The 24,976-nt window shown below is 74.5% G+C and carries 24 protein-coding genes; 9 read left to right on the top strand and 15 right to left on the bottom strand.

Going from position 1 to position 24,976, the window contains the following annotated elements; genetic code table 11:
• Positions 1–150: 150 nt before the first annotated feature.
• Positions 151–975, bottom strand: a complete 825-nt coding sequence (locus tag ABTZ91_RS03790; RefSeq protein WP_352075495.1) for an arylamine N-acetyltransferase — start codon at positions 973–975, stop codon at positions 151–153.
• Between the two features lie 285 nt (positions 976–1,260).
• Between ABTZ91_RS03790 and ABTZ91_RS03785 the strand changes: the two genes are divergently transcribed.
• The 4 genes from ABTZ91_RS03785 (at position 1,261) to ABTZ91_RS03770 (ending at position 4,675) form a co-directional block, all read left to right on the top strand.
• On the top strand, positions 1,261–1,992 hold the full coding sequence (locus tag ABTZ91_RS03785) for a hypothetical protein (RefSeq protein ID WP_352075494.1): 732 nt from the start codon (positions 1,261–1,263) through the stop codon (positions 1,990–1,992).
• Positions 1,974–2,909, top strand: coding sequence for an NUDIX domain-containing protein (locus ABTZ91_RS03780; protein ID WP_352075493.1), 936 nt, complete (start codon positions 1,974–1,976; stop codon positions 2,907–2,909). The genes ABTZ91_RS03785 and ABTZ91_RS03780 overlap by 19 nt, the downstream gene beginning before the upstream one ends.
• A 149-nt stretch (positions 2,910–3,058) precedes the next feature.
• A complete protein-coding gene (locus ABTZ91_RS03775; RefSeq protein WP_352075492.1) occupies positions 3,059–3,427 on the top strand; it encodes a BlaI/MecI/CopY family transcriptional regulator in 369 nt (122 codons plus the stop codon).
• A 276-nt stretch (positions 3,428–3,703) separates the two neighbouring features.
• Entirely contained in the window at positions 3,704–4,675 is a 972-nt protein-coding gene (locus ABTZ91_RS03770) for a threonine/serine dehydratase (protein ID WP_352075491.1), read from the top strand.
• An 81-nt stretch (positions 4,676–4,756) separates the two neighbouring features.
• Here ABTZ91_RS03770 and ABTZ91_RS03765 read toward each other — a convergent pair whose 3' ends face one another.
• Complete coding sequence (locus ABTZ91_RS03765; RefSeq protein WP_352075490.1) at positions 4,757–5,656, bottom strand: EamA family transporter; 900 nt, start codon at positions 5,654–5,656, stop codon at positions 4,757–4,759.
• A 68-nt stretch (positions 5,657–5,724) separates the two neighbouring features.
• Between ABTZ91_RS03765 and ABTZ91_RS03760 the strand changes: the two genes are divergently transcribed.
• On the top strand, positions 5,725–6,591 hold the full coding sequence (locus tag ABTZ91_RS03760; protein ID WP_352075489.1) for a LysR family transcriptional regulator: 867 nt from the start codon (positions 5,725–5,727) through the stop codon (positions 6,589–6,591).
• On the opposite strand, the gene ABTZ91_RS03755 is transcribed toward ABTZ91_RS03760, so the two are convergent.
• The 7 genes from ABTZ91_RS03755 to ABTZ91_RS03725 all read right to left on the bottom strand — a co-directional run bounded on the left by ABTZ91_RS03755 (position 6,584) and on the right by ABTZ91_RS03725 (position 14,589).
• A complete protein-coding gene (locus ABTZ91_RS03755) occupies positions 6,584–7,783 on the bottom strand; it encodes a CaiB/BaiF CoA-transferase family protein (protein WP_352075488.1) in 1,200 nt (399 codons plus the stop codon). The genes ABTZ91_RS03760 and ABTZ91_RS03755 overlap by 8 nt on opposite strands.
• Before the next feature lie 97 nt (positions 7,784–7,880).
• Positions 7,881–9,770 carry a GAF domain-containing protein gene (locus tag ABTZ91_RS03750; protein WP_352075487.1) on the bottom strand — a complete coding sequence of 630 codons (1,890 nt, stop codon included), beginning with the start codon at positions 9,768–9,770 and terminating at the stop codon, positions 7,881–7,883.
• 85 nt (positions 9,771–9,855) lie between these two features.
• The gene (locus ABTZ91_RS03745) at positions 9,856–10,689 is read right to left on the bottom strand and encodes a 3-hydroxybutyrate dehydrogenase (protein WP_352075486.1); all 834 of its coding nucleotides are present in this window, start codon (positions 10,687–10,689) and stop codon (positions 9,856–9,858) included.
• A 55-nt stretch (positions 10,690–10,744) separates the two neighbouring features.
• Positions 10,745–11,227, bottom strand: coding sequence for an NUDIX domain-containing protein (locus tag ABTZ91_RS03740; RefSeq protein WP_352075485.1), 483 nt, complete (start codon positions 11,225–11,227; stop codon positions 10,745–10,747).
• A gap of 54 nt (positions 11,228–11,281) precedes the next feature.
• Positions 11,282–12,892, bottom strand: a complete 1,611-nt coding sequence (lnt, locus tag ABTZ91_RS03735; RefSeq protein ID WP_352075484.1) for an apolipoprotein N-acyltransferase — start codon at positions 12,890–12,892, stop codon at positions 11,282–11,284.
• 287 nt (positions 12,893–13,179) lie between these two features.
• Positions 13,180–13,743, bottom strand: a complete 564-nt coding sequence (locus ABTZ91_RS03730) for a hypothetical protein (RefSeq protein WP_352075483.1) — start codon at positions 13,741–13,743, stop codon at positions 13,180–13,182.
• Between the two features lie 60 nt (positions 13,744–13,803).
• Positions 13,804–14,589, bottom strand: a complete 786-nt coding sequence (locus ABTZ91_RS03725; RefSeq protein ID WP_352075482.1) for an aspartate/glutamate racemase family protein — start codon at positions 14,587–14,589, stop codon at positions 13,804–13,806.
• Between the two features lie 58 nt (positions 14,590–14,647).
• On the opposite strand from ABTZ91_RS03725, the gene ABTZ91_RS03720 reads away from it, so the two are divergent.
• Positions 14,648–15,886 carry a glycosyltransferase gene (locus tag ABTZ91_RS03720; protein WP_352075481.1) on the top strand — a complete coding sequence of 413 codons (1,239 nt, stop codon included), beginning with the start codon at positions 14,648–14,650 and terminating at the stop codon, positions 15,884–15,886.
• Between the two features lie 48 nt (positions 15,887–15,934).
• Here the strand turns inward: ABTZ91_RS03720 and ABTZ91_RS03715 are convergent, their stop codons facing one another.
• The gene (locus ABTZ91_RS03715; protein WP_352075480.1) at positions 15,935–16,504 is read right to left on the bottom strand and encodes an EF-hand domain-containing protein; all 570 of its coding nucleotides are present in this window, start codon (positions 16,502–16,504) and stop codon (positions 15,935–15,937) included.
• 174 nt (positions 16,505–16,678) lie between these two features.
• Between ABTZ91_RS03715 and ABTZ91_RS03710 the strand changes: the two genes are divergently transcribed.
• Positions 16,679–17,695: an endonuclease/exonuclease/phosphatase family protein gene (locus ABTZ91_RS03710; protein WP_352075479.1), complete on the top strand. Its 1,017-nt coding sequence runs from the start codon at positions 16,679–16,681 to the stop codon at positions 17,693–17,695.
• Here ABTZ91_RS03710 and ABTZ91_RS03705 read toward each other — a convergent pair.
• The 5 genes from ABTZ91_RS03705 to ABTZ91_RS03685 all read right to left on the bottom strand — a co-directional run bounded on the left by ABTZ91_RS03705 (position 17,692) and on the right by ABTZ91_RS03685 (position 23,268).
• A complete protein-coding gene (locus tag ABTZ91_RS03705; protein WP_352075478.1) occupies positions 17,692–19,878 on the bottom strand; it encodes a cation-translocating P-type ATPase in 2,187 nt (728 codons plus the stop codon). The genes ABTZ91_RS03710 and ABTZ91_RS03705 overlap by 4 nt on opposite strands.
• A gap of 2 nt (positions 19,879–19,880) precedes the next feature.
• Positions 19,881–20,180 (bottom strand): DUF1490 family protein, encoded by a 300-nt coding sequence (locus ABTZ91_RS03700; protein WP_352075477.1) that lies wholly within the window; start codon positions 20,178–20,180, stop codon positions 19,881–19,883.
• A 102-nt stretch (positions 20,181–20,282) separates the two neighbouring features.
• Positions 20,283–21,218, bottom strand: a complete 936-nt coding sequence (locus ABTZ91_RS03695; protein ID WP_352075681.1) for a metal ABC transporter permease — start codon at positions 21,216–21,218, stop codon at positions 20,283–20,285.
• 170 nt (positions 21,219–21,388) lie between these two features.
• Entirely contained in the window at positions 21,389–22,363 is a 975-nt protein-coding gene (locus tag ABTZ91_RS03690; protein ID WP_352075476.1) for an ATP-binding cassette domain-containing protein, read from the bottom strand.
• A complete protein-coding gene (locus ABTZ91_RS03685) occupies positions 22,363–23,268 on the bottom strand; it encodes a metal ABC transporter solute-binding protein, Zn/Mn family (protein WP_352075475.1) in 906 nt (301 codons plus the stop codon). The genes ABTZ91_RS03690 and ABTZ91_RS03685 overlap by 1 nt, the downstream gene beginning before the upstream one ends.
• A 203-nt stretch (positions 23,269–23,471) precedes the next feature.
• On the opposite strand from ABTZ91_RS03685, the gene rpmF reads away from it, so the two are divergent.
• Positions 23,472–23,642, top strand: a complete 171-nt coding sequence (rpmF, locus tag ABTZ91_RS03680; protein ID WP_282697296.1) for a 50S ribosomal protein L32 — start codon at positions 23,472–23,474, stop codon at positions 23,640–23,642.
• Between the two features lie 6 nt (positions 23,643–23,648).
• Positions 23,649–24,809 carry a GTP-binding protein gene (locus ABTZ91_RS03675; RefSeq protein WP_352075474.1) on the top strand — a complete coding sequence of 387 codons (1,161 nt, stop codon included), beginning with the start codon at positions 23,649–23,651 and terminating at the stop codon, positions 24,807–24,809.
• Positions 24,810–24,976: the final 167 nt, after the last annotated feature.

Raw genomic sequence — 24,976 nt, 5'->3', positions numbered from 1 at the left:
CTAGTCCGGTCCGCACGAACCCGGGCCGGGCCGACGGCCGTGGGATGAACGGGCCGCCGGGTCGACGGCCGCTCGGTCGACGGCGGCCCTGCCGGTCCGTCACGCAGGCAGGCCCGTCACTCCGGAAGGCCCGTCACTCCTCCAGGTCCGTCACTCCGGAAGGCGCGTGCCGTCCGGGAGCCGGATGCCGAAGTCGTCCCGGAGCACCCGCAGCACCTCGCCGGCGTCCGCCAGGTCACGCTCCTTGAACGTTCCGTCGGAGGCGGTCTCGGTGAGGCGGCGTCCGCTGAGCGCCAGATGGGTGTCGGCGGTGGTGCGCTGGGCGTAGACCCCGCGGGCGAACGGCGAGCGCGGGTTGGTGGCGATGTGCCAGTTGATCACCTCGTAGTCGGGGGCCTCGAACGGCTCGACGGTGAAGGAGTACTGGTCCTCCCACTCGCTCTCCGCCGTCAGGTACGTCTGCAGCACCCACAGCTCCAGCGGCCCGTCGTGCGGCGCGTGGACGAGCCGGTGGCGGCGGGGCGCGTCGAGCAGCTCCGCGCCGGCGGTCAGCGGGATCGGCTCCAGCAGGGCGCCGATGCTGCCGAAGCCGACGTCGGTCACGTACGGCACGGGCTCGCCCGGCACGTCGGTCAGCATCAGCATGTGCGTACGGGGCCGGACCTCGCCGGGCCGGGCGCCGACCAGGACGCGCGCGGTGAGCAGCGTGACCCGGAAGCCGAGGGCGGTGAGGGCCGCGGCCAGCAGGGTGTTGTGCTCGTAGCAGTAGCCTCCGCGCTCACCGCGGACGAGCTTGGCCTCCAGGTCCGGCAGCGCGAGCGAGGGCGCCCGGCCGAGGACGGGGTCGAGGTTCTCGAACGGGATGCCGTGTATGTGCGCGCGGTGCACCTCCCGCAGCAGGTCGAGGGTGGGGCGGTGGTCCGCCGGGAGACGCAGGCCGATGCGGTCGAGGTAGGCGTGGAGATCGATACTCATGCGCCCACCGTACGCAGCCGGGCCGGGCCGTCGCTTCCGCCTGACGTCCCATCCGGAACGGGACAGGTCCTACGACTTCGGCCCGAGGTCCACACGGAGCCACACGGATCGACACGGCTCGACACGGATCGACACGGCTGAGCACGGAGCCACACGTCGTCGACCACCGACGTCCATGACGCCGCCACGCGCCGGACAGCGGGTGTTTCCGTGTGCCCGGCCGCGGGGGCACGCCGCGGGCACGTAGGCTCACGGCGGCGCGGCCCATGCGACAAGGAGGACCCCATGAACGCCACCGAGGAAGGCCGGCAGCGGCTGGACGCGGCCGACGTCCTCAACGCCAAGAAGACCCTCGTCCAGCTTCTCGCCCGGGCCGGGGTCTACTCCGGTGACGCCGAGGAGCTGATCGGGCTCGTCGAGGCGGGAGCCCTGGCCCTGGCCCACGAGGAGCTCGCCGGACTCGCCCGCAGCGCGCCCGCCGGGAAGGGCGAGCCGTACACGTCCGGCTGGCTCGACGGCGCCCACGCGGCGGCCGACGGCCTCGCCGGCCTCGCCGAACGGACCCTGCGCCAGGTCGTGGGCGCCGACGGGCCCGCCGCCGACATGGAGCCGCGTCCGCCGGTCGGCCGGATGGAACTGGAGCGGGCCAAGGTGGTGGTGCTGCCGCTCTACCTCTCCTTCACCACGGTGTCCGACCTCGACCCGGAGGTCTCCGAGCAGGTCCTCACGGCCGTCCTCGGCACGATGAGCGCCCGCGGGCGCGCCGGATACGCGGGCCGGCTCACGGAGTTCGCGTCGACGCACCACGCGCGCGTGGAGCGGATGTACGCGGAGTTCGGCCCGGGCAGCCCCATCGCCATCCACGGCCGCTACTCCCTCCTCCACTCCCCCACCAGCATCGCCGTCCTGGAAAGGCTCACCACGACACCGGAGAGCCTGCGCGAGGAATGGGACGCCGCCGAACTGCCGCCCGCGTGGCTGGAAGGACTGACGACGGCATGGGACGCGGCGGCCTGAGCGGGCCCGGACCCGGACCCGGGCACGATCCCGCGTACGAACCCGGACCCGGGCATGATCCCGCGTACGAACCCGGGCCCGGCCCCAGGCACGCGCGGGGACTCGCGGGGGCCGTCGAGTTCGTGGACGCCGAGCGGGTCGACTTCACCGAGTGCCCGCCTCCCCCGCTGTCCCCGGAGGAGCGGCGCGAGGTCGACCGCCTGTGGGCACGGACCACGGCCCGCAACCCGGCCACCTTCGACGGGCCCCTCGTCGCGAGCCTGGGCCTCGACCGGCCGGCGCCCGGGCGCCGCACGGTGCGGTGGGCGAGGATGACGTACCGCCACCGGGCGCTGCGGGAGCTCCGACCGGCCGAGGACGTGCCGGGTTCCGTCTTCGTCACCGTACTGCTGCCCACCGACGAGGGCCTGGTGGTGGGTCGCGGTTCCGCCGCCACCGCCGCTCCCGGCCGCTGGACGCTGCCCGGCGGCGCGGCGGAACCGCCCGCACCGGGGCTGCCGTTGGACCTGGCCGTGCTCCGGCGACACGCCGTCCGGGAGCTGGCCGAGGAGCTCGGGGTCCGGGTGCCGCACTCCGCGCCGCGCCTGTGGGCGGTGACCCGGCAGGCCCGCTTCGGCAGCCTCGGCTTCCACTTCCTGGCCCCGCCCGTGCCCGCCGCGCTGGTACGGCGCCGCCACGCCGCCCTCGCGGCGGCGCAGTCCGCGTACGGTGCCGGGTGCGGCGTCGGGCCCGGGCCCGGGCCCGAGCTCGACGCGATCGCGTTCGTGTCCGCGCCCCGGACCGTGGCCGCCCCGGAGGCGGACTACCTGCCGCAGCTGCTCGACCGGTACTTCCAGGGCCCGCGTACCGACCAGCCAGGACAGGACCGACCAGGACGGGACCGACCGGGACGGGACCGACCGGGACCGGACCGTTGAGAGTCGGCCGGGGGCCTCGGCTGCGTGAACGCGCGATGGCGCGTTCACGCCACTCCGACGGGCCTGCGGGCACCGTGAGCTGCGCGTCTACTATGCGTGCCGGGGATGTTCATGGCGGGGAGAGCCAGCGGAGAGGACAGGGGCGGCCCATGCGTCGGCTGGGGGACCTGGAGGCGGAGATCATGGACCGTTTCTGGAGGTGGAACCGCCCCGCGACCGTGCGCGAGATCGTCGACGACATCAACCGGCATCGGGAGATCGCGTACACCACCGTCACCACCGTGACGACGATCCTGTTCCACAAGGGCTATCTCACCCGCGAACGGGACGGCCGCGTCTGGGTGTACCGGGCCTCGGCCACCCGGGAGGCATACGCGGCGGCGCTGATGGAGGACGGCCTGCGGGCCGGCGAGGACCTCTCCGCCGTACTGCTCCGCTTCGTGGAGAGCCTCGACGAGCAGGAGCTCGCCGCGCTGCGCGGGGCCTTGCGCACGGTCGCCGGCCGCCCCGGACCGTAGCGACCGGCCTCCGTGACGGCCACGGCCCGGACCGTAGCGACCGGCCTCCCCGACGGCACCCCGCCGCTGCCGCCGCTGCCTCTGTCCCTCCCCCACCCCCCTTGAACGGCATCTCATGTGGTGAGCCTGCGATAGCAGGCGATGCTGGTAAAGGCGACACGCAACTCCCCTACGGGCGTTGACCTTTGGCCGAATCGCGCGGCTCGACCGCCGTCGGCGGCCAGGCGGACGCGGGGGCGCTGGTCGCGCGCGCCGGTGAATGTCATGATCGCCGATATGGAATCTCCCACGAGCATCCCCGCACAGGTCCTCTCCTACGGCGATGTGAAGGGCGCCGCCGAGCGCGTCGCGGGGCATGTCCGGCCCGTGGCCGTCGCCCCCGCCGACCCCGACGCGGCCGGCCACGAGCTGTTCCTCGCCCTGGAATTCCTCCAGCACACGGGGTCCTTCAAGGCCCGCGGCGCGTGGAACTTCCTCCGGAGCCACCTGGAGGCCGGCACCCTGCCGGCGGCCGGCGTGACCATCGCCTCCGGCGGCAACGCGGGGCTGGCCTGCGCGTGGGCGGCACGGCAGCAGGGCGTACGGGCCACCGTGTTCCTGCCGGAGACCGCGCCGAAGGTGAAGGTGGACCGGCTCCTCGGCTACGGCGCCGACGTCCGGCTCGTCGGCTCGGAGTACGCCGAGGCGCTGGCCGCCTGCGAGGTGTTCGAGGCCGAGAGCGGGGCGCTGGCCTCGCACGCGTACGACCATCCGCTCGTCGCCGCCGGAGCCGGCACCCTCCTGGAGGAGATCGCCGAGCGGATCCCGGACCTCGACACGGTCGTCGTCTCGGTCGGCGGGGGCGGCCTGTTCGCGGGGGTCGCCACGGCGGCGCGGCACCACGGGATCCGCACGGTCGCCGTCGAGCCGGAACGCTGCCGGGCGCTCAACGCGGCCCTGGAGGCCGGGACTCCGGTCGACGTCCCCGTCGACTCGGTCGCCGCGGACTCCCTCGGCGCGCGCCGCGCCTCCGCCACGGCCCTGCACGCCGCGCTCCAGGACGGCGTCCGCTCGGTCCTCGTCCCGGACGGCGAGATCGTCCGCGCCCGCCGGAGACTGTGGGACGACCACCGGCTGGTCGTCGAACACGCCGCCGCCACCGCCCTCGCGGCCCTCCCCCACGCCTACCGCCCGTCCCCCGGCGAGAAGGTCTGCGTGGTCCTGTGCGGCGCCAACACCGACCCGACGGACCTGGTGACCGCCGGCTGAGGGCAGACCAGCGGGCAGGCGGCTGCCGGCCCACGCCCGCCGGACGAGTGCCCGGACGGCACTCGTCCGCCTGACGGGGGTTCAGCCGAGCGGCGGTCGGCGGTGGGAGGCGAGGATGCTGAGCGCGTTCGCCGTGACGACCGCTCCGATCGCGGCGCCGTCGGCCCAGCCGAGGCGCTGGCCGAGGCCGATCCAGCCGACGAGGGCGGCCAGGACGGGGTTGACGCTCATGAAGAGGCCGAAGGCGGCGGGCGGTACGTGGCGCAGGGTGAAGAGGTCCACGAGGTAGGGGACGGCGGAGGCGAGCACGCCGGCGGCGACGGCGTAGCCGAGCGACGCGGCGGTCGGCGGGTGGCGCAGGGCGACGACGAGGCCGACGGGCAGGAAGGTCAGCGCGGACAGGGCCGCCGCGGCCGCGCTGCCCTGGGCGCCGGGGATGCGGCTGCCGACGGTGCGGTTGAGCAGGATGTACGAGGCCCAGCAGACGGCGCCGAGGAGGCCGAAGCCCATGCCGAGGTAGTCGGTGGTGGGCTGGGGGCGCATGAGGGTGACGACGCCGGCCGTGGCGAGGACCGCGCAGCAGGCGTCCACGCGGCGGCGGGTGGCGGCGAGGGCGAGGGTCAGGGGGCCGAGGAACTCGAGGGTGACGGCGAGTCCGAGGCCGACGCGGTCGATGGCCGTGTAGAGGGAGAGGTTCATGGTGCCGAACACGACGGCGAGGAGGATCACCGGCTGCCACTGGCGGCGGGTGAAGTCGCGCAGTCGGGGCCGGGCTAGGGCGAGGAGGACGATCGCGGCGACGTACTGGCGGACGGCGACGACTCCGACGGGGCCGAGGACCGGGAAGGCGAGGGAGCCGGTCGCCGCGCCGATCTGGTTGGACAGGCCGCTGCCGAGCATGGCGGCCACTCCGGCGGATGAGGTGCGGTGGGGCGTGTCGGCCGGGGGCGCCGGGGCGGCTGTGGCGGGGGCTGCGGACATGGCCCGATCGTCCTCGGCGCCCGGCCTTGCGCAAAATGCATGGCCGATGCGGTCTATACGCTGGGCGTATGGGTGTGGAACTGCGGCAGTTGCGGTGTCTCGTCGCGATCGTCGACGAGGGCACCTTCACGGACGCCGCGCTCACGCTCGGCGTCTCCCAGGCCGCGGTCTCCCGGACCCTGGCCTCGCTGGAACGCACCCTCGGGGTGCGGCTGTTGCGCCGCGCCTCCCGCTCGGTGACGCCGACGGGTGCCGGGATGCGGGTGGTGGGGCACGCCCGGCGGGTCCTCGCGGAGGCGGACGAGCTGGTCCGTGAGGCGATGTCCGGGGAGCGGGTCCTGCGGATCGGTTACGCCTGGTCGGCGCTCGGCCGGCACACGCCGGCGTTCCAGCGGCGCTGGGCCGCCGCCCACCCCGGTACGGAGCTGCGGCTGGTCCGGGTGAACTCGGCGAGCGCGGGGCTGGCCGAGGGCTCGTGCGATCTGGCCGTGTTGCGCAGGCCGCCCGCGGACCGGCGCTTTGACTCGGCGATCGTCGGTCTGGAGCGGCGGCTGTGCGCCATGGCCGCCGACGACCCGCTGGCCCGGCGCCGTTCGGTGCGGCTCGCCGATCTCAGCGGGCACACGCTGCTGATCGACCGGCGCACGGGGACGACGACGCCGGAGCTGTGGCCGCCCGACTCCCGGCCGGCGACGGAGGAGACGTACGACGTGGACGACTGGCTCACGGCGATCTCGACGGGCCGCCGGATCGGGATGAGCGCGGAGGCCACGGCCAGTCAGTACCGCCGGCCGGGGGTCGTCTACCGGCCGGTGCGCGACGCCGAGCCGGTCGCGGTGCGCCTGGCCTGGTGGCGGGACGATCCGCATCCCGCCACGCAGCCGGTGATCGAGCTGCTCACCGCCCTCTACCGGGGCCAGGGCGGGGTCAGATGACGTCCCCGGCGCGCAGCGCGTCGAGGTCCGCCGGCCCGTAGCCCAGCTCGGCGAGGACGGCTTCGGTGTGTTCGCCGACGGCGGGGACGGCGTCCATGCGCGGGCTGGTGCCGGACAGGTCGGCCGGCGGCAGCAGGGCCGGCACCTGTCGGCCGCCGGGTATCTCGACGTCCCGCCAGCGCTCGCGGGCGTCGAGGACGGGGTGGGCCAGGAACTCCGTCATGTCGTTGACGCCCGCGTTGGCGATGCCGGCCTCGTCGAGGAGCTTGCCCGCCGTCGCGCTGTCGAGCCGGGCGAACCGCTCGGCCACCAGGGCGTCGAGCTCCTCGCGGTGGGCGACGCGGTCGGAGCCGGTGGCGAACCGGGGGTCTGTGGCCAGCTCGGGCCGCTCCAGGAACCGCTCGCAGAGGGCGACCCACTCGCGCTCGTTCTGGATGGAGAACAGCACGTCCCTGCCGTCGGCCGCGGTGAAGGCGCCGTAGGGGGCGATGGTGGCGTGGCGGGTGCCGATGCGCGGGGGCTGGGTGCCGCCGTAGCGCGTGTAGTACGCGGGCTGGTGCATCCACTCGGCGAGCGCCTCGAACAGGGAGACCTCGACGGCACGGGCGACGCCGGTGGTGGCGCGCGTGAACAGGGCGGTCAGGATGCCGCTGTAGAGGTACATGCCGGCGGCGATGTCGGCGACCGAGATCCCGGCGCGGGCGGTGCCGTGCTCGTTGCCGGTGAGCGAGACCAGGCCGGTCTGGCACTGCACGAGGAGGTCGTACGCCTTGCGGTCGGCCCACGGCCCGCTCGTCCCGTACCCGGAGAGGCCGGCCGGGATCAGCGAGGGGAAGCGTTCGGCCAGGGCCTCGGGGGCGAGGCCCAGTCGTGCGGCGGCGCCGGGCGCCAGGTTCTGCACGAAGACGTCCGCCTCCGCCAGCAGCCGCTCCAGGATCTCGCGCCCGGCATCCGTCTTCAGGTCGAGGGTGATCGACTCCTTGGACCGGTTGAGCCACACGAAGTAGCTCGACTCCCCGTGCACGGTGGTGTCGTACCGGCGGGCGAAGTCGCCGTCGCCCGGCCGCTCGACCTTGATCACCCGGGCACCGAGGTCGGCGAGCTGGCGGGTGGCGAAGGGCGCGGCGACCGCCTGCTCGACGCTGACGACGGTGATGCCGGAGAGCGGCAGGTCTGTGGGACGTCCGGGCATCGGGCGACCTCCTGGGCCGTGGTTCGGCGGGGCTGGCGGATCGGACGGGGCCGTCCGGGGGCGGACCGCCCGGCGTGGGCTGTGTGCCGGGGTGTGGTCAGCGTATGACGGCGTCCGAGAGGGCGTGCAGGCGGAGGGCGAGCTGGATCTCCAGGGCGCGGGCCGGGGACTGCCAGTCGGGGCCGAGGAGCCGGCCGATCCGTTCGACGCGCTGGGCGACGGTGTTCACGTGGACGTGGAGGTCGTCCTTGGTACGGGCGGGGCTCATCCCGCTGGCGAAGTAGGCGTCCATGGTGCGCACCAGGTCCGTGCCGCGCCGGCGGTCGTACGCGATGACCTGGCCGATGGTGCGGTCGACGAAGCCCTCGATGTCGCGGGTGTCGGCGAGCAGCAGGCCGAGGAAGCCGAGGTCCTCGGCGGCGGCGCCCTCGCCCTGCCGGTGCAGGAGCCGCAGGGCCTCCAGGCAGCGGCGCGCCTCCTCGTAGGCGGGGGCGACCCGGTCCGGGTGGGCGAGGGGTGCGGTGACGGGGGCCGAGGCGCCGACGGTGACCGGCTCGCGCAGCGCGCCGCCGAGGTGTTTCGCGGTCTGCCGGGCCACTTCGGCCGCGCTCTCGCCGGGCCCGAGGGGCAGCAGCAGGACCGTGCCCCCGTCGCGGGCCGAGGCGAGGCCGTGGCGGGTGGCGGCCAGGTGGGAGGCGGCCGAGCGCAGCCGTTGGCGGTCCGCGCTCTCCCGGCCGCCCGGGTCGGGGTCGGGTCCTGCGCCGGCCCGGTCGATCCGGGCCGCGAGCACCACATGGGGGGCGTCGACGTCGGTGTGGAGCCGGGCGGCGCGCTCGCGCAGCAGCCGCCGGTCGCGGTCCGGCGCGTCGAGCAGGTCGTCGAGGAGCTCGCCGCGGACCCGCTGCTCGGCCTCGCCGGCGGAGCGGCGGGCGAGCAGCAGCAGGGAGGTGACGAGGGCGGCCCGTTCGAGGGTGCGCAGGTCGACGGGGTCGAGGTCGGGCCGCTCGCGCAGGACGAGGGCGCCGAAGGTCTCCCCGCCGGCGGAGACGGCGGCGATCCAGTCGTCGCCGTCCCGGGTGGCGTGGCCTTCGGAGATCCTGGCGGGCCCGGGTCGCTCCTCGACGAACTCGACCGTGCCGCCGAGGACTTCGGAGACGGCGGCGGCCACGTCGTGGACCCCGCCGCCGCGCAGGACGAGTTCGGTGAGCCGGTCGTGGACCTCGGAGGCCCGCTCGATGACGCCGCTGTGCTCGCGGATGATGTCGTTGGCCCGCTCCAGCTCGGCGAGGGCGGAGCGGGTCTCGGCGAGCAGGTTGGCGGTGTCGATGGCGACGGCCGCGTGGGCGGCGAACGAGCCGAGCAGGGCCACCTGTTCCCGTTCGAAGACCCGGGCCCTGCGGTCGGCGGCGAAGAGGACGCCGATGACCTGGCTGCCGAGGGTGAGCGGCACGCCGAGGATGGCGACCAGGCCCTCGTCGCCGACGGCGCTGTCGATGGCCTCGGTGTGCTGGAAGCGCTCGTCGCGGAAGTAGTCGTCGGTGACGTAGGGCCGGGCGGTCTGGGCGACGAGCCCTCCGAGGCCCTCCCCCATGCCGAGCCGGACCTGCTGGAACCGTGCCGAGACCGATCCCTCGGTGACCCGCATGTAGGTGTCGCCGCGGACCGGGTCGTTGAGGCTGAGGTAGGCCACCTCGGTGCCGAGCAGGGAGCGGGCGCGCTGGACGATGGCGCGGAGCACGTCGTCGAGGTCGCGCAGCCCGGCGAGGTCGTGGGCGGTCTCGAACAGGGCGGAGAGCTCGGCCTCGCGGCGCCTGCGGCCCTCCAGCTCGGCCCGCACCCGCAGCGCGAGCTGCTTGGCCTGCTCCAGGCCGGCCAGCTCCTTGGGCCCCGCGCCGCTCGCGCGGGCGAGCAGCACGGGGCGGTCGTACGCCTCGGGCGCGGCGCCGCGGGCGAGGAGCTCCAGGTAGACGGCCTGTTCGTGGGTCATGGTCACAGGGATACCTGCCGTACGGGGGGTCGCACCAGCCCTGTGGAAAACGGCCTGTGGACAACGGGCGCGGCCTTGTCGGCGCTCAGTGGGCCGTCCAGCCGCCGTCGAGGGTGAGCGAGGCGCCGGTGACGAAGGACGCCTGCGGGGTGCAGAGGTAGAGGACCGCCTCGGCGACCTCCTCGGGTTCGATCAGCCGCTTGAGCGCCGAGTCCTTCAGGAGGACGTCGGACAGGACCCGTTCGGCGGGGATGCCGTGGGCGGCGGCCTGGTCGGCGATCTGGCGCTCGACGAGGGGCGTGCGCACATAGCCGGGGTTGACGCAGTTGGAGGTGACGCCGTGCGGGGCGCCTTCGAGGGCCGCGGTCTTGGAGAGGCCCTCCAGACCGTGTTTGGCGGCCACATAGGCGGACTTGTAGGGGGAGGCGCGCAGGCCGTGGACGGAGGAGATGTTCACGACGCGGCCCCAGCCGCGTGCGTACATCTCCGGCAGGGCGCCCCGGATCAGCCGGAACGGCGCCTCCAGCATCACGGTGAGGACGGTGTGGAACACGTCCGGCGGGAAGTCCTCGATGGGGCGGACCAGTTGGAGCCCGGCGTTGTTCACGAGGATGTCGGCGCCCGCCGCGGCGGCCTCGGCGGCGTCCAGGTCGGTGAGGTCGAGCAGCTGGGCCTCGACCGGTCCGGGCAGCCCGTCGGCGGCACGCGTCAGGGCGTCGAGTCCGTCGGCAGCCCGGTCGACGGCTCTGACCCGGGCTCCGGCGGCGGCGAGCCGCAGGGCGCAGGCGCGGCCGATGCCGCCGGCGGCGCCGGTGACGAGCGCGGTGCGCCCGGAGAGGTCGAGGGTGACGGACCCGGGTGCGGGCCGGGGCGCGGGGGCCGGGGCCGGGGCGGGCCCTGATGTGGTGGGGGCGCTCATGCTCCGCACCTTATGAAGCGTCCCACCCCCGACCGATGTGTGCTCGGCACACAGTTCAGCCCAGAGGCGTGGTGTCGAACCATGTGGGTTCGTCGGCGAGGGCCCGCTCGATACGGAAGTACGAGAAACGCTTCATCTCCGGGAGCGCGTCCAGCTCGAACCAGCCGACCTCCGTCGACTCGTCGTCGTTGACCCTCGCCTCGCCCCCGACGGCCCGGCAGCGGAACGACACGTCCATGAACTGGCACCGGTCCCCGTTGGGGTAGACGACCGGCTTGCGCAGCGTCTGGACGAGCACGACCCGCTCCGCCTCGCAGCGCACGCCCGTCTCCTCGTACACCTCGCGCACGGCGCAGGCGGCGGGCTGCTCACCGGGCTCGACGATGCCGCCGACGATCGCCCACATCCCGGTGTCCGCCCGCCGCCCGAGCAGGACGCGTCCGCGGTCGTCGAAGACGACGGCGGACACGCCCGGCAGGAACAGCAGCTGGTGGCCGGCGGTGGCGCGCAGGTCGCGGATGAAGTCAGGGGTGCCCATACCCCGACCCTAAATGATCATCCGGGGCGGCCGAGGCCCGGCGCCATGCGGGGTTCAGGCCTGGCGGGCCCGGCGATCCCGGCGGGCGCGCAGGGAGCGGGCCGCCGACCAGCCGAGTCCGGCCGCCGCGACGGCGACGAGCAGCGCCTCGGGCAGCGTGCCCATGCGGGTGGCCGGGGTCAGCGAGGAGCGCAGCGGCACCTTCTCCACGAGTACGTCCGGGGTGAAGAGCTTCGTCTCCGCCACGATCGTGCCGTCCGGCCGGATGACCGCGCTGACTCCGCTGGTGACCGGCACGACCACGCTGCGGCTGTGCTCCACGGCCCGCACCCGCGACATGGCGAGCTGCTGGTAGGTCATCTCGCTGCGGCCGAAGGTGGCGTTGTTGCTGGGCACGCTGATCAGCTGGGCGCCGTGCGTGACCGTGTCGCGCACGGCCCAGTCGAAGGCCGCCTCGTAACAGGTGGCGAGGCCCACCTTCGTACCGGCGAGGTCGAACACGCCGACCTTCGTGCCCGCGCCGAAGTCACGGCGGACCCGGTCGACGTCGCTGTTGAAGATCCGCACGAACGACCGCATCGGGATGTACTCGCCGAACGGCTGGACGTGCCGCTTGTCGTACTCGGCGACCGGGCCCTTCCCCGGCTCCCACGCGATCAGGGTGTTGCGCAGCTTGCCGGTCTCGGGGGCGATGACGGCGCCGATGACGGTCGGCGCGTTCACCTCCCGTACCGCCCGGTCGATGACCTCGTACGCGTCGGGGTTGGCGTACGGGTCGATGTCGGAGGAGTTCTCCGGCCACAGCACGAGGTCGGGCTGCGGCGCCCGGCCGGCCTTCACGTCCGCGGCCAGCTCCTTGGTGCGGTTGGCGTGGTTGTCGAGGACCGCGCGGCGCTGGGCGTTGAAGTCGAGGCCCAGCCGGGGCACGTTGCCCTGCACCGCGGCGACCGTCGCCGTGCCGTCCTCCGCGGCGTCGGACACCAGCGGCAGCGCGGCGAACGCACCGGCGACGGGCACGAGGGCGGCGAGGCCGGCGGCCACCAGTGGGCCGGTGCGGCCGGCGGCGGCGCCGGCGCGGCGGGCTCGGAGCCGGCGCAGCAGCTCGTACAGGCCGAAGCCGCAGAGCGCGACGGCGAAGCCGAGCACCGGGGTGCCGCCGACCGCGGCGAGCGGCAGGAAGATCCCGTCCGCCTGCCCGAACGCGATCTTCCCCCAGGGGAATCCGCCGAACGGCACGCGCGCGCGTGCCGCCTCGCCGAGGATCCACACGGCGGCCGCGAACACCGGCCAGGCGGGCAGCCGGGACGCGGCGCTGACGCCGAGGCCGACGGCCGCCACGAACAGCGCCTCCACGGCGGCCAGCGCCAGCCACGGCACCGGCCCGACCTCCTCGCCGGTCCACACGAGCAGCGGCAGCAGGAAACCGAGACCGGCCAGATAGCCGAGGCCGAATCCGGCCCGCGGCCGGCGGCCGCGCAGCGTCCAGCCGAGCAGCGCGAAGGCGGGCACCGCGAGCCACCACAGCGGCCGCGGCGGAAAGCTCAGGAAGAGCAGCACCCCGGCCAGCACGGCCGCGGCCGGCCGCACCGGCCACCGGGGCCGACGGCTGCGCTCGGGGGCGGCGGGGGTGTCGGGCACGTCGGCGGGGGCGATGGTGGTGCTCACGTGCGGGAGTCTACGGCGCGGGCCCGAGCGCGTGGGCGGTACGCCCCACGAGGCGGGAGCCTCACGGGCCTCCGCCCGGCCGAGGCGGTGCCGGGGTCTCCGTCCCGCCGAGGCGGTGCCGGGGTCTCCGTCCCGCCGAGGCGGTGCCGCTCGCCGCCCTGTTGCGGCCCGCCGTCGCACGAGCGCGGTATCACCCGTTCCTGGGCGGAGCCGGCTGGCTGGTGCGGGCCCCGGCACACGTGCGGAACGCGCCCGCCGGTGCGCCGTCCCGTGTGCCCACCCGTCGCTCAGGCCCCGCCCGTCGGTGTCGGCGGCGTCGTGCGGTGGAGGAGCAGGGTGCGGATGGCGTGGACCGCGGACTCCGCGTCGTCGACCGTCACCGTGAAGGTGCGGCCGTCGCCGAGGCGCAGGACCACGCCCTCGCCGCGGCGGACGACGACCGCCGTGCCCTTCTCGGGGCGCCAGCGGTAGCCCCAGCCGCCCCACTGGCGGGGGGTGACGGAGGGTGCGAAGTCGGCGCCGACGACGTGGGAGAGCGGGATGCGGCGGCGGGGGACGCCCATGTGGCCGCAGCGCACCTCCATGGCGCGGTGGTCGACGCGGACGGCGACGTGGACGAAGGCGAGCGTGCCGAAGAGCACGAGGAGGCCGGCGGCGACGCAGCCGATCACGGCCATCAGGAGCGGGGCGATGCCGGAGGTCCAGGGGGACGCGACGGCGAGGGTGACGCCGAGCGCCATGCAGGCGAGCCCGCCGATGGCCGGCAGCCACTGCATCCGGTTGGTCGCGCGACCGGTCCAGACCGGGGGTGCGGGTCCCTCGGGGCCCTGGTTCTGGGGTTGGTCCCTCATGGTGGCAGCCTACGCACGTTCCGTGGCGACGGCTCCTCGGGCGGAGCCGGCCGGTGACGTTCAGTACGCGGCGGTCGCCGCCCCCAGCAGGCGCCCTTCGGCGTAGCCGAGCGCGGCCTTCGGGAGCTCGCCCTCGCGGCCGCTCAGGAGCACGGTCAGGGCGCCCGTCGGGGCCGCCTCGGGGTCGGCCTCGGCGCCGATCCGCCGGAACGCCTGTGCGGCGACTGCCCCGGCGGAGCCGTGCAAAACGACCGGCGGCCCGTCGGTGCGGTGCAGGGCCGATCGGATGAGGCCGGCGACGAGCTCGTAGTGGGTGCAGCCGAGGACGACGGCGCGTACGTCCGGGGGCGTGAGGGCGGCCGCGGCGGCGACGGCCCGGCGTACGGCCTCGGTGTCGGCGTGCTCGACGGCGTCGGCGAGACCGGGGCAGGGCACCTCGGTGACCTCGGCGCCGTCCGCGAAGTCGCGGATCAGCCCGCGCTGGTAGGGGCTGCCGGTGGTGGCGGGGGTGGCCCAGATGGCGACCTTGCCGCCGCCGACCGCCGCGGGCTTGATCGCGGGGACGGTGCCGATCACGGGGATGCGGGGCTCGAGCTCGGCGCGGAGGGCGGGGAGGGCGTGGACGGTCGCGGTGTTGCAGCCGACGATCAGGGCGTCCGGCGCGTGCGCGGCGGCGGCGCGGGCGACGGCGAGGGCACGCTCGGTGAGGTCCTCGGGGGTGCGCGGGCCCCACGGCATGCCGTCGGGGTCGGAGGAGAGCACCAGATCCGCGTCGGGCCGCATGCTGCGGACGGCCACCGCTGCCGGGAGAAGGCCGATTCCGGAGTCCATGAGGGCGATCTTCACCCGGTCACCCTAGCCGACCACCCTTGATTCCCCGCCAATCTGGGGCAGACTGCGGCGAATGAGCCCGCTTGCCTGGATCGCGTTCGCCTCGCTGGCCGCCTGGGGATGGCTGCTCCTGGGCCAGGGATTCTACTGGCGCACGGACCAGCGCCTGCCCGGCCTGGCCGGTGGCGCCGGCGGGCGCCCGGACGGTTCCGCCGGCCCGGACGACGCCCGCGGCCGCCCGGACGGCGCCTCGGAGCACTCGCCGCGGGTCGTGGTGGTCGTGCCCGCCCGGGACGAGGCCGAGGTGCTGCCCGTCAGCCTGCCGTCGCTGCTCGCCCAGGACTATCCGGGGCTCGCGGAGGTGATCCTCGTGGACGACGGGAGCAGCGACGGGACCGGCCGGCTCGCCGAGGAGCTCGCGGTCAAGCACGGCGGGCTGCCGCTGACGGTGGTTACGCCGGGTGAGCCGGAGCCCGGCTGGACGGGCAAGCTGTGGGCGCTGCGCCACGGGATGGCGCTGGCACGCGCGCGTGGGCCCGAGTTCCTGCTCCTGACGGACGCGGACATCGCGCACGAGCCGGACAGTCTGCGGCTGCTGGTGGCCGCGGCGACGGGGCACCGCCTGGATCTGGTGTCGCAGATGGCGCGGCTGCGGGTGGAGAGCGGCTGGGAGCGCCTGATCGTGCCGGCCTTCGTGTACTTCTTCTGCCAGCTGTATCCCTTCCGCTGGATCAACCGGCCGCGCCCGCGGGCGACGGCGGCCGCGGGCGGGTGCGTGCTGCTGCGGACGGAGATCGCCGAGCGGGCCCGGGTGCCGGAGGTGATCCGGCAGGCGGTGATCGACGACGTGTCGCTGGCCCGCGCGGTACGGCGGGCCGGTGGCCGGGTCTGGCTGGGGCTGGCGGAACGGGTGGACAGCGTCCGTCCGTACCGGGGCCTGGGCGAGCTGTGGCGGATGGTCTCGCGGAGCGCGTACGCGCAGCTGCGGCACCATCCGCTGCTGCTGGCCGGCACGGTCGCGGGCCTCGCGGTCGTCTATCTGGCGCCGCCCGTGGCCCTGGTGGCCGGACTCGCGGCGGGGGACGGTCCGGCGGCGTGGGCCGGGGGGCTCGCCTGGGCGGTGATGGCGGGCACGTATCTGCCGATGCTCCGCTACTACCGTCAGCCGCCCTGGCTCGCTCCGCTGCTGCCCTTCACGGCGCTGCTCTATCTGCTGATGACGGTGGACTCGGCCGTCCAGCACTACCGGGGCCGTGGCGCGGCCTGGAAGGGGCGGACCTATGCCCGCCCCAAGACGGCGCCCGACCGGTGAGAGAACGCCGTCGGGAGCAGCCTGCTGAGCCGCCCCGCCTTGTCGGGCTCAGCCCTGCGGGAGGGTGAGGCGGCCCATCCACCAGTTGCCGGGCGCGTCCCGGTCCGGGCTGGACCAGAACTCGACGACGGCGGCGGTGAACTCGTCCGGTGACAGCCACCCGTCACCGTCGGTGTCGAGGTGCCGGAACGCCTCGGCCGCCTCCTCCTCGGCGAACCTGGGGAAGTGTCCGCGCTGGAAGGCCAGGAACTCGTCCGGGCTGATCCGGCCGTCCTGGTCGATGTCGGCGATCCTGAGGTAGGTCTCGGCGAGCCGGCCGAGGGTCGCCCTCGCGAGCTCGGGGTTCTCGGCGAGCGTCCGGGTCGAGGCCACGAACCGGCTCTTGGGGATTCCCTGGCCGCCGGCCGGGACGAACGGCAGATGCACCTCCCGCCAGATGGCGGTGTAGGCGTCGACGATCCGCTCGGTCTCCGGGGAGCCCTGGGCGTGCCCCAGCGAGGACGCCACCCGGCGGCCCATCTCGACGTGGTCGTCCTCGGTGAGCACGCCGTTGCCGTTCACGTCGAGCTGGTCGAATCCCTGCTCGATCTTCGCCGTCAGAAAGTCCTTGTCCACCACGACCGCTCCTCGCCGCTGTCCGAACACCATGACGGGGCGGACGTCCGCCCCCGCCCCGGGCAACGACGCGGGTGATCGGATGGAAACGGTCTCGTCGTACGGGCGACAGGAACTGCCCGGAACCGGTTCCCCGGGTGTCCCGTCCTGAGCGGTGACGTCGAACGGAGGAGGGCCATGGAGGGCAAAGCGGCGGCAGCGGCCCGGTGGGCGCGGCTCCGGTCCGGACCGCCCGCCGCGGGCGGGGCCACGGGGCCTGACCCACGGTGGGGGCCGGCCTGGCGGAGGGGACGGGTGCTCGCCGCCCTCGCGGTGCTGACGGCCGGGCTCATGGCCTTCCCCCGGGTGGTGCCCGGCTCCGCGGGGCGCCTGGGCAGTCTGCTGGAGACCTTCCTTCCCTGGCTGGGCCTCGTCACCGTGGGGCTGCTCGTCCTGGCCCTGCTGCGCCGTTCGGCGACCGCGCTGGTGGCGCTGCTGCTGCCGGCGGCGGCCTGGACCCATCTCTTCGCCGGGCTGCTCGGGCCGGATCCCGGCCGGGCCGACCTGGTCGTGACGCAGCACAACGTCAGCGACGAGAACGCCGACCCGGCGGGCACGGCGCGGGCACTGGCCCGCGCCGAGCCCGATCTCATCGCCCTGGAGGAGCTCGTGTCCCCGGCGCTGCCGGTGTACGCGCGGACCCTGGCGACGAGCCACCCGCACCACGCCGTCAGGGGAACCGTCGGACTCTGGTCCAGGCATCCGCTGACCGACGTCCGCACGGTGGACGTCAAGCCGCGGGCGATCACGGAGCCCTGGAGTCGCGGACTGCGCGCGGTGGCCCGGACGCCGCACGGCGACATCGCGGTGTACGTCGCGCACCTGCCGTCCGTACGTGTCGGGGCGAGCGGTCTCGCGTCCGCGTGGCGGGACGAGAGCGCGGAGCTGCTGGGCCGGGCGATCGCCGCCGAGGAACACCGGACGGTCCTGCTGCTCGGTGACCTCAACGGCACCGTCGACGACCGTGGGCTGGCCCCGCTCACCTCCCGGATGAACACGGCGGAGCGGGGTTTCGCCTTCAGCTTCCCCGCTTCCTTCCCCCTGGCCCGCATCGACCAGGTCATGGCCCGCTCGGCGACCGTCGGCCGCATCCGCACCCTGCCCGCGACCGGCAGCGACCACCTGCCGGTGACCGCCGGGATCTCGCTGGACTAGCGCACGCGGCGCTCCTCCAGGGGGGCCGCGTGGAGGATCTCGTCGCTGACGTGCGGCAGGTGCGGGGTGTGGTTGACCAGGCGGGCGGAGTTGCCGACGACGGCGATGCTGCTGGTGTTGTGGAGCAGGGCGGCGAGGACGGGGTTCATGGTGCCGCCGGCGCCCGCGACGAGGCCGAGCAGGTTGACGCCGATGGCGAGGCCGTAGTTCTGCCGTACGACCCGCAGCGTGTGGCGGCTGAGCTCGACGACCGCGGGGACCTGGCGCAGGTCGTTGCCCGCGAGGGCGATGTCGGCGGTCTCCAGGGCCACGTGCGAGGAGTGCTCGCCCATGGTGATGCCGACGTCGGCCAGGGCGAGCGCCGGGGCGTCGTTGGTGCCGTCGCCGACCATGGCGACGATGTGGCCCTCGGCCTGGAGGTCGCGGATCAGCTGGAGTTTGGCCTCCGGCAGGGCGTGGGCGTGGACCTCGGTGATGCCGAGGGCGTCCGCCACGACCTGGGCGGTCTCCGGCGCGTCGCCGGTGAGCAGGACCAGCCGCTGGACGCCGAGGTCGCGCAGCTGCCGTACGACGGTGTCGGCACCCGCGCGTACGGCGTCGGACACGCCGAGGAGGCCGATGAGGTCGTTGTCGTGGGCCAGGCAGATGACGGTCTCGCCGCCGCGGCGGAGGTGGTCGGTCCAGTCCTGGGCGGCGTCGGTGAGCTCGATGCCGTGCCGGCGCAGCAGGGCGGGGCTGCCCACCAGGAGCCGGGTGCCGTCGAGTTCGGCGCGCATGCCCATGCCGAGGACGACCTCGCACGCCTGGTGGAGCGGGACGTGCAGGTGCTGTTCCTCGGTGTGGGCGACGATGGCCTGGGCGAGCGGGTGGCGGGCGTGGAGCTCGCCGGAGGCGGCCAGGCTCAGCACCTCGTCGGCGCCGAAGCGCTCGCCGAGGGTGACGACGCTGGTGACCAGCGGCTTGCCGAAGGTCAGGGTGCCGGTCTTGTCGAAGACGACGGCGGTGACCCGGCCGACGCCTTCCAGGTGCGTGCCGCCCTTGATGAGGGTGCCGCGGCGGGCGCCGTTGCCGATGGCGGCGCTGATGGCGGTCGGCGTGGCCAGGCCGGCGGCGCAGGGGCAGGCGATGAGCAGCATCGTCATCGCCCTGCGGGCGTCGCGGGTGACCGCGTACGTGAGGGCGGCGAGCGCGAAGGAGACGGGGACGAAGCGCTGGGTGAAGCGCGCGGCGACGGTCTGGATGGGGGCCCGGTCGGTCTGGGCCTCCTCGACCCGGGTGATGATCCGGCCGACCGTGGTGTCGCGTCCGACGGAGTCGGCGCGGACGGTCAGGGAACCAGAGGTGACGAGGGTGCCGGCGTAGACGTGGGCGCCCTCCCGGGCGTACACGGGCAGCGCCTCGCCGGTGACGGCGGCCTGGTCGACCAGGGCCTCGCCGCCCACCACGTGTCCGTCGACGGGGATGCGGTGGTGCTCGTACACGGCGACGGTGTCGCCGGGCTCCAGCTGTTCGAGCGGCACCTCGACCTCGACGCCTTCCTCGCGGACCAGCCAGACGCGCTCGTCGCCGATGGTGAGCAGGTCCTCGATGGCGCGGCGGGTGCGGCGCAGGGTGAGGGTCTGGAGGAACTCGCCGATGTTCAGCAGCCACAGGACGGTGAGGGCGACGACGTTCTCCCGCAGGACCAGGGAGATGACGGTGGCGGCGGTGACCAGGGTGTCCGTGCCGGGACTGCTCCGGCCGCGCAGGGTGCGCAGGGCGCCCCGGAAGAACGGCAGGCCGGTGAAGACGGTGATCGCGCCGAGGAGACCGGAGGAGCCGACGCCGATCCGGGGCCGGGCGAGCAGTCGGCGCAGGGCCACGACGGCGAGCACGGCTCCGCCGACGGCTAGCCGGGCGACCTCCCCGGTGGAGGAGTCAGGGGCGGACCGGGTGGCCTTGGCGGGTGCGGAGGGCGGCGGGGCTTCGTCGAGGGCGTCGACCAGGGCGTCCACGTCGAGGTCGGCGGGTTCCATCCAGATGACGACGCTGCCGGTACGGGGGAAGACGCGCAGGGCGCGGAAGCCGGAGAGGCCGGTGAGCCGGTCGTCGACGAGACCGGCGCACCCGGGCCGGTCCCGCAGCCAGGGCACGGTCAGCCGGGCCCGCCCCGTCGCGACCGAGCGGACGAGTACGGCGGCCATGGTCAGTGCTCGTGGCCGTGGTCGTCGTGGTCGACCTTGACGGCCGAGGGCGGCGGGACCTCCTCGCCGAGCGAGGTACGGGCCTCCGCCAGCATGTCCCCGGCCTTGAGCCGGGCCTCCTCGGCGGCCGAGGACAGCCACCGGCCGGCCATGATGCCTCCCGCGAGCCCGCCCACCAGCGCCTTGCGCGCGGCCGGCTTCGCGTCGGGCAGTTTCTGCAGGATGAGCCCGCCCACGACGCCCGACACGGCGTAGTGGGCCAGCTTGCCGGCGGTCGCGCCGACGACGGCGAGGGGATGCATGGATGCCTCCTTCCGCGCACGCCCGGAAGGGCGCGACGGGCCTGTTTCCAGTCTGGCCCCGGGAGCACGCGCGGTCGAGCGCACCCCGTCCGCCCCGGCCCCTCACACCCGGGACACGGGCGGGTGTTCGGCGAGCGGCGCCGTCCGGGTGGTGCGCGCGGCCCGCCGGGAGCCCACCAGGCGGCAGCCGAGGTAGATCACGAAGGCGAGGGTCGTCACGTACGGGCTGATGGGAATGCTGCTGCCCACGGCGAGCAGGATGCCGCCCTCCATGGCGACCAGCGCGAACAGGACGCTCAGCACGGGCAGCAGCACCGGCGAGGCGGTGACCCGGGCGGCGGCCGCCGCCGGTGTGACGAGCAGGGCCAGCACCAGCAGGGCTCCCACGATCTGCACGCACAGGGCCACCGCGAGGCCGAGGATCAGCATGAACGCCAGCGACAGGACCCGTACGGGCACCCCGCGGGCGGCGGCCACGTCGGGATCGGCGCCGGCGAAGGTCAGCGGTCGCCAGAGCACGGCGAGGGCCGCGAGCACGACGACGGACGTGCCCACCAGCCAGGCCGTCTGCGGGGTGTCGACGGCGACGATCTGCCCGGTCAGAAGACCGAACTTGTTGGCCGCGCGCCCCTGGTAGAGGGACAGGAACAGCATGCCGAGACCCAGCCCGAACGGCATGATGATCCCGATCACCGAATTGCGGTCGCGGGCCCGGACGCCGAGCAGACCGATCGCGGCGGCGGCAAGCAGCGAGCCGACGATCGACCCGGCGACGACATTGAAGCCGGTCAGCAGGGCGGCCGCCGCACCGGCGAAGGACAGTTCGCTGATGCCGTGCACCGCGAAGGGCAGGTCCCGCGTGATCACGAAGACGCCGACGAGACCGCCCACGAGGCCGAGCAGGGCCCCGGCGAGCAGCGAGTGGTGCACCAGTGCCAGCAGCTCCGCGTAGTCGGTGAAGTCGAAGATCTGCTGCCAGACGCCTGGATCGGCGCCGTCGGCTCCGTCGGGGGCGTCGGCGGCGGCGTAGGGACCGATCGCGCCGGGCGGGTCGGTCGGGCCGATCGCGCCGGTCGGGTCCGTCGACCCGATCACGCCGATCGCGCCGGGCGGGTCGGGCGCGCCGGGCGGGCCGGTCGGGCCGGGCGGGCCGGTCGGGCCGGGCGGGCCGGTCGGGCCGGGCGGGCCGGGCGGGCCGGTCGGCGGTCTCACGGCGGTCCGGCCCCGTCCGGCCGGGCGGTGTGGTGCGGGACGGCGGCCGCGTCCGGCGCGCCGACGACCACGATCCGGCCGCGGACCCGTACGACGTCCACCTGGGTCCCGTACAGCCGGGACAGGACGGCCGAGGTCAGCACCTCCTCCGGCGGGCCGACGCGGAAGCCGCCCCCGGCCAGGTACAGCACCCGGTCGGCCGCCCCGAGGACCGGGTTGATCTCGTGGGTCACGAAGACCACGGCGGTGCCGGCGGCCCGGCGCCTGCGGTCCACGAGCTCGGTGACCGTGCGCTGATGCCGCGGGTCGAGGGAGAGCAGCGGCTCGTCGCACAGCAGGACCCGCGGGTCCGTCGCCAGTGCCTGGGCGACCCGCACCCGCTGCTGCTCGCCGCCGGAGAGCCGGCCGACCGGGACGTCGGCGTAGGGCAGCGCCCCGACGGACTCCAGGAGTTCGTCCACCCGGCGGCGGACCGCCCTGCGGGCGAGCGGCAGGCCCCAGCGGTGACCGTCGAGGCCGAGCCGTACGAGGTCCCGTGCGCGCAGCAGGGTGTGCGCGGGCAGCGCCTTGTGCTGCGGGACATAGCCGATGAGCCCGCCCGCGCGGCCCGGCGGGCGGCCCAGGACCGCGACCGATCCGGTGGTGAGCGGCTGCCGGCCCAGGAGGACGCGCAGCAGGCTCGTCTTGCCCGAGCCGTTCGGGCCGAGCACCGCGAGGAATTCGCCGGGCCGCAGGTCGAGGTCCAGGTCCCGCCACAGCAGACGGTCGCCGTACGCGAGCGCGGCGCCGCGCAGGCTCACGGCCGGCGGCCCGCCGTCCTGCCGCCCCCTCTGCTCCCTCTGCCCCGCCTGCTCCCTCTGCCCCGCCTGCTCCGTCCGCCCCGCCTGCTCCGTCCGCCCCGCCTGCCCGCCCTGCTCCGTTTCGAGCGGAAGCGGAAGCGGTTGCGGCGTGAGGCGGTCGGTGCGCTGCATCAGCGGTCCAGGGCGCGGTCGAGGGCCGTGATGGTGTCCGCCATCCAGCCGAGGTAGTCCTTGCCCTCCGGCAGCGTCTCCGTCACGGGCACGACGGGGATCCCGTTGTCCTCGGCGGCCTCCTTGGCCTGCTCCGTCTGCGCCCCGCTGGTCTGCTCGTTGTGGACGAGGGCCTGGACGCGCCCGCCGGTGAACAGCGCCAGCGTCTCCCGGAGCACCCGGGGCGAGACCTCGTCGCCCTCCTCGACGGCCTCGCTGAACGCGGCGGGCGTCCTGTTCACCAGGCCGCAGGCCTCGGTCAGGTAGAGCGGTACGGGCTCGGTGACCGCCACCGGCGTGCCGGCGTCACGCGCCTCGATCCGGTCCGTACGCGCTTCGAGCCCGGCCAGCTTCTCCTTGAAGTCCTCGGCGTTCTTCTCGAAGACGTCGGCGTCGGCGGGCGAGACGGAGCCGAGGGCCCGGGCGATCCGGTCGGCGACACGGCCCATCGTCGGCAGGTCGTACCAGACGTGCTCGTTGAACTCCCCTCCGTCGTCGGGTTCCTTGCCGGACACCTCGACGGCGGAGATCCGCTGGGCCGAGGAGTTGCCGGAGCTCCGCAGCATCCTGCCGACGAACTCGTCGTAACCGCCGCCGTTCTCGACGACCACTTCGGCCCGGGAGAGCTCCAGTCGGGTGCGCGTGCTCGCCTCGTAGGAATGCGGGTCCTGGGCCGGATCGCCGAGGACGGAGACCACGGACACCCGGTCGCCGCCGACCTGCCCGACGACGTCTCCGTACACGTTCGTGGAGGCGACGACAGGGATCGGAGCGGGCGCCGCGTCCACGGGTCCGACCCCCGCGCAGATCAGTGCGAGGGACGCTCCGAGGAGCGTGCTCGGTGCGCGGATCGGCAGGCCACGCATACGCCCTCCCTGCACGAGGGGAGCCCAAAAATGGCAATCACTTGGATTATCCCCCCGTGCGGCCGGGCTCTCCACAGCGGCGGCGGTCATGAGCGGGGGTGGCGCACGGAGTCGACGGGATGGTTCGATCGGGGCACGATTGGGAATGGCATCCATTTTCATATAGCCTCCCCACGTCACGCACCGGACCGAGGAGTCTCACGATGGCCGTCCCCAAGCGGAAGATGTCCCGCAGCAACACCCGCCACCGCCGCGCCCAGTGGAAGGCGACCACGCCCCAGCTGGTGCCGGTCACCGTCGACGGCGTCGTGCACCAGGTCCCGCAGCGCCTGGTGAAGGCGTACGAGCGCGGCCTGATCCGGCCGGAGGGCTGAGCGCTCATGGCACCCGCCGACCGGCTGCCCGTGACCGTGCTCTCCGGGTTCCTGGGAGCCGGGAAGACCACGCTGCTCAACCATGTGCTCGGCAACCGCGAAGGACTGCGGGTCGCGGTCATCGTCAACGACATGAGCGAGGTCAACATCGACGCCGCGCTCGTGCGCGGCGGTGAGGCGGCCCTGTCCCGCACGGAGGAGCGCCTGGTCGAGATGACCAACGGGTGCATCTGCTGCACCCTGCGCGACGACCTCCTGGAGGAGGTCGACCGGCTCGCCCGCGAAGGTCGCTTCGACTATCTGCTCATCGAGTCCAGCGGCATCTCCGAACCCCTGCCGGTGGCCGCGACGTTCTCCTTCCCCCGGGACGACGGCGCCACCCTCGGTGACCTGGCCCGCCTGGACACGATGGTGACCGTCGTGGACGCCGCGAACTTCCTGACCGAGCTCGACGTCGGCGACGAACTCGCCGCGCGCGGCCTCGCCCCGTACGAGGACGACGAGCGGACCGTCAGCGACCTCCTCGTCGACCAGATCGAGTTCGCGGACGTCATCGTCCTCAACAAGCTCGACCTGGTCGGGCCGGAAGAGGCCCGCCGGCTGCGCGCCACGCTCTCCCGGCTCAACCCGGAGGCGCGGATCGTGCCCGCCGTGCGCGCGCAGGTCCCCCTCGAACACGTCCTGGGTACGGGCCTGTTCGACGTGGAGAAGGCGCAGCAGGCCCCGGGCTGGGTGAAGGAGCTCAACGGCGACCACGTGCCGGAGACCGAGGAGTACGGCATCTCCTCGCTCGTGTTCCGCTCCGACCTGCCCTTCCACCCCGACCGGCTGTGGGCCTTCGTCACCAAGGGCCTCGACAGCGGCACCTTCGGGCGCGTCCTGCGTTCCAAGGGGTTCTTCTGGCTCGCCAGCCGGCCCCGCGTGACCGGGCTGTGGTCCCAGGCCGGCGCCATCGCGCGGTTCGAACCGTCCGGCGCCCGCGACGGGGACACCACGCAAGGCCAGGAACTCGTCTTCATCGGCACCGGCCTGCGCGCCGAAGCCCTCCGCGCGGCCCTGGAGGCCTGCCTGCTGGCACCGGGCGAGGCGGTTCCCACCGAGGACGATTTCCCGGCCTGGGAGACGTACGGGATCGCGGACGCCTGCGAGCACGAGCAGGCAGCCTGAAACCGCGCCCACGCACTCCGGGCCGGACGGTGGTCGCAGCCACGGCACCGTCCGGCCCGGCCCCCTTTTCCTCACGCCCCCGAAGGCGCGGAGCGGGCGGCCGAATCCTTTCAGCGTCCCGCCCATTACCATGCGTTACTTCTCGTTGCCGTAAGGCACTCCCGGCG

The sequence above is a fragment of the Streptomyces sp. NPDC126499 genome, from assembly GCF_040302485.1.
In the GTDB taxonomy this organism is placed as follows: domain Bacteria; phylum Actinomycetota; class Actinomycetes; order Streptomycetales; family Streptomycetaceae; genus Streptomyces.
The sequence above is the reverse complement of the archived record's forward strand: the minus strand, read 5'-3'. Positions and strand labels throughout refer to the sequence as shown.

Excerpts from the sequence above, each read along its gene's own strand:
- ABTZ91_RS03790 (WP_352075495.1), bottom strand. The coding sequence starts at position 975 with ATGAGTATCGATCTCCACGCCTACCTCGACCGCATCGGCCTGCGTCTC.
- ABTZ91_RS03785 (WP_352075494.1), top strand. The coding sequence starts at position 1,261 with ATGAACGCCACCGAGGAAGGCCGGCAGCGGCTGGACGCGGCCGACGTC.
- ABTZ91_RS03780 (WP_352075493.1), top strand. The coding sequence starts at position 1,974 with ATGGGACGCGGCGGCCTGAGCGGGCCCGGACCCGGACCCGGGCACGAT.
- ABTZ91_RS03775 (WP_352075492.1), top strand. The coding sequence starts at position 3,059 with ATGCGTCGGCTGGGGGACCTGGAGGCGGAGATCATGGACCGTTTCTGG.
- ABTZ91_RS03770 (WP_352075491.1), top strand. The coding sequence starts at position 3,704 with ATGGAATCTCCCACGAGCATCCCCGCACAGGTCCTCTCCTACGGCGAT.
- ABTZ91_RS03765 (WP_352075490.1), bottom strand. The coding sequence starts at position 5,656 with ATGTCCGCAGCCCCCGCCACAGCCGCCCCGGCGCCCCCGGCCGACACG.
- ABTZ91_RS03760 (WP_352075489.1), top strand. The coding sequence starts at position 5,725 with ATGGGTGTGGAACTGCGGCAGTTGCGGTGTCTCGTCGCGATCGTCGAC.
- ABTZ91_RS03755 (WP_352075488.1), bottom strand. The coding sequence starts at position 7,783 with ATGCCCGGACGTCCCACAGACCTGCCGCTCTCCGGCATCACCGTCGTC.
- ABTZ91_RS03750 (WP_352075487.1), bottom strand. The coding sequence starts at position 9,770 with ATGACCCACGAACAGGCCGTCTACCTGGAGCTCCTCGCCCGCGGCGCC.
- ABTZ91_RS03745 (WP_352075486.1), bottom strand. The coding sequence starts at position 10,689 with ATGAGCGCCCCCACCACATCAGGGCCCGCCCCGGCCCCGGCCCCCGCG.
- ABTZ91_RS03740 (WP_352075485.1), bottom strand. The coding sequence starts at position 11,227 with ATGGGCACCCCTGACTTCATCCGCGACCTGCGCGCCACCGCCGGCCAC.
- ABTZ91_RS03730 (WP_352075483.1), bottom strand. The coding sequence starts at position 13,743 with ATGAGGGACCAACCCCAGAACCAGGGCCCCGAGGGACCCGCACCCCCG.
- ABTZ91_RS03720 (WP_352075481.1), top strand. The coding sequence starts at position 14,648 with ATGAGCCCGCTTGCCTGGATCGCGTTCGCCTCGCTGGCCGCCTGGGGA.
- ABTZ91_RS03710 (WP_352075479.1), top strand. The coding sequence starts at position 16,679 with ATGGAGGGCAAAGCGGCGGCAGCGGCCCGGTGGGCGCGGCTCCGGTCC.
- ABTZ91_RS03705 (WP_352075478.1), bottom strand. The coding sequence starts at position 19,878 with ATGGCCGCCGTACTCGTCCGCTCGGTCGCGACGGGGCGGGCCCGGCTG.
- ABTZ91_RS03700 (WP_352075477.1), bottom strand. The coding sequence starts at position 20,180 with ATGCATCCCCTCGCCGTCGTCGGCGCGACCGCCGGCAAGCTGGCCCAC.
- ABTZ91_RS03690 (WP_352075476.1), bottom strand. The coding sequence starts at position 22,363 with ATGCAGCGCACCGACCGCCTCACGCCGCAACCGCTTCCGCTTCCGCTC.
- ABTZ91_RS03685 (WP_352075475.1), bottom strand. The coding sequence starts at position 23,268 with ATGCGTGGCCTGCCGATCCGCGCACCGAGCACGCTCCTCGGAGCGTCC.
- rpmF (WP_282697296.1), top strand. The coding sequence starts at position 23,472 with ATGGCCGTCCCCAAGCGGAAGATGTCCCGCAGCAACACCCGCCACCGC.
- ABTZ91_RS03675 (WP_352075474.1), top strand. The coding sequence starts at position 23,649 with ATGGCACCCGCCGACCGGCTGCCCGTGACCGTGCTCTCCGGGTTCCTG.